At 30.7% G+C, this 2769-nt stretch carries 2 protein-coding genes; one reads left to right on the top strand and one right to left on the bottom strand.

All coding sequences use genetic code 11. The features are described 5' to 3' along the window. The first annotated feature begins 186 nt into the window (after nt 1–186). Complete coding sequence (locus V7014_RS23265; RefSeq protein ID WP_335510812.1) at nt 187–1338, top strand: tyrosine-type recombinase/integrase; 1152 nt, start codon at nt 187–189, stop codon at nt 1336–1338. Nucleotides 1339–1864: 526 nt separating this feature from the next. Here V7014_RS23265 and V7014_RS23260 read toward each other — a convergent pair. Further along, a partial coding sequence (locus tag V7014_RS23260; RefSeq protein WP_335510810.1) for an MFS transporter occupies nt 1865–2769 on the bottom strand: 905 nt, incomplete at its 5' end.

Raw genomic sequence — 2769 nt, 5'->3', positions numbered from 1 at the left:
GCTTATAATTGTTGATAAATACTATATTCTATCTATAATTGGAATAAGAGTCATCCTCTGTTCTTTTCAAAAGATAAAAATGAAAATCGGATATTTCAAAAATGTAATATCATATAGTTGTAGAATCTATAAGTTTATAACATTACATATATATAATATTTACATTATTTTTTAGGATGTGAAAATATGAATGAGTTGATTTTAACAACAAATGAGTTGATGATACATGAAGTGAAAAAGCAATTAAGTGATAAATCTGTTTTTGAAACTCTGCAAGTGAAATTAGATGAAGCGGAAAAATTTCGTGAAGTCCCTTTTGCGGATTTTTCGGATGTGGAAATGATTCAGTATTATTTATACAAGGAGGATCACTTAAATAAAGAACATGATAAGTCAGACAGAACACGAGTGGAATATAAAAAGGAATTACTCTTTTTCATTCAACATGTATTAGAGTATACAAATGAAATTGGAATAGATATAGATGGTATAGTGAATGGTTCTCTTTTTAAATCGCTGGAGAAAAGACATATTCGGAAATACCAGGAGTGGCTTGCGACAAAAAGTCCGCATGTATTGAAGAAAGGCTCTTATTCAGCTGCAACCCTTTCTCGAAAAACTAATATTCTTCGTCATTTCCTAAAACTCTTGTATGAGAAGGACTATATTAAGGAGCCTATACATGAAGGTTTAAAAGTAGCCAATGTACGCAAAGATGATAGACCGAACCGCGATCTTGGTCCGAACGAAGTCATTGAACTACTTACCTATTATAAAGAGATTAATCATCCAGTAATGTATGGGCTCATTCATGTATTAGTGACTACTGGCATTCGTAATGAAGAGATGTGCCGATTGAAAGTAAAAGACGTTCATTATGACAGCAGCACGAGTATGTTTTATTTAGATGTATCAGGTAAAGGAAATAAGCGAAGAGAAGCTCCGCTAAAAGCAAAAGTTATAGAGAGTATTCGTGCCTTCCGTCGTGCGAGAGGACTGATAGATTTAAGAGATGCAGATCCAGATGAGTACCTTTTCACAACGAGTACAGGAAAAGGATATTCACCTAGTTATTTATCTCAATACATATCGAAACAGATAAATGAAATTAAGCTACCGATTCTTCCAGATTGTAAAATAACTATATCGCCTCACGTTTTTCGTCACGCGTTCGCTATAACCAGTTATATGAGTAAAGCCGATATTTATCAAATATCTCGTTCACTTGGGCATGAGAAAATTGAAACAACCATGATATACCTACAAAAGCACATGGCTAGAGAACAACATGCAATTCATACATGGAATGAAACAAATATTTTAGGGGAGTTTTTATAATTTGTTCGATATACTTGATAAAATATGAGTTTAAAACATAATGTAAATACAAGTTTAATTTAATAAATTCATTTCCTCATAGTGTATATAAGTTATTCAAAATTTAATTAAAAAGGCATGTTCTCACTGGTTTACCCTTTTCAGATCTTAATAAGTACTTATATAATAAGGAAGAAAGTAGGTGCAAATCAGTGAGAAATATAATAAATGTATTGAAGATTAGTTGAAAGCAGTGTGTCCTTAAGTGTTAAAACTATTGAAGATGCAGAGTTTATATCAGTTGCATAAAAAACAGGATGTACATATAGTATCCTCCTGTTAAGAAATTTAGTGTTAGTTTCAGACTGCCTCTTTCAAGTCCTGTTGAATCCAACAATGAAATCTAAAAATTATTCAATTTTAATCTACTTTAAGTATTTATCCTCGTTTTATATAACCTTTGTCGGTATAAGAGCCCTCTTTTTTTAAAATAAGTGGTTTCATATATCTTTTCATATATTTAACATAGCCTTTATTTAAATAAAATTTAATCCACTTCTTTAATTACTTTTGATTTTACTAGAAAATGTAATGAGAAGATTATAATTAAAAATCCGCACAATAACATTATATTTGAAATAGATATATTCATTACAAGCGCAAGTGAGACCATACCATAAGAAAATGGAACAAAACCATTAGAAAAGGCATTTACAATACTCATAACTCTCCCAATTTTGTCTTGATCACTTTTTTCTTGGATTACTGAGATTAGATTAACATTTATAATAGATGAAAAAACACCCATTATTATCAGTAAGAGTATTCCTTGCCAGGTAAGTTCAATTTGTCCTAAAATAGATAATAGAATTCCTAAAGTTGTTATTAAGACTAAGATGGTCTTACCTCGTTTCTTTTTTAGGTTTAAAATACCAACTAAAATGGCCCCTGCAAACATTCCGCCTTGATAAGAACTTTGAAGAAAACTTAAGTCAATTGCATTTCCACTTAATACGTTATTAACTAATAATGGAATACCTATAAGTAGAGGCCCGAAAAAGAAAAAATTTATTATAATCAGAATCGTCAGCATATTCTTTAGAAATTTCATCTCCCATACATATGAAAAGCCTTCCTGTTGTTGATTTTTTGTTGAAAGAGAATTGATATTTTTCCCACTTTTTTCATCTTTAATGAAAAGAGAAAGTGTAAAGGTGAAAAGTAAAAGAACTGCAACTATTGAAAGTAAAAGATCAAATGAACCGATTGTAAGAATCCACCCACCTATCATAGGACCAGCAAATAAAGATATTTGATTAGAAGTTTGTATAAAGGAATTTGCTCTAATAAGTTCATCTTTAGTAACTAAGGATGTTAGCAGGGAGGTGTTAGCAGGTGAAAAGAAGGCATCAACCGTTCCAAATATAAATGCAAAAGATATAAGAACTAGAA

This window comes from Bacillus sp. JJ722 (assembly GCF_036963345.1).
In the GTDB taxonomy this organism is placed as follows: Bacteria; Bacillota; Bacilli; order Bacillales; family DSM-1321; genus Bacillus_AD.
The sequence above is the reverse complement of the archived record's forward strand: the minus strand, read 5'-3'. Positions and strand labels throughout refer to the sequence as shown.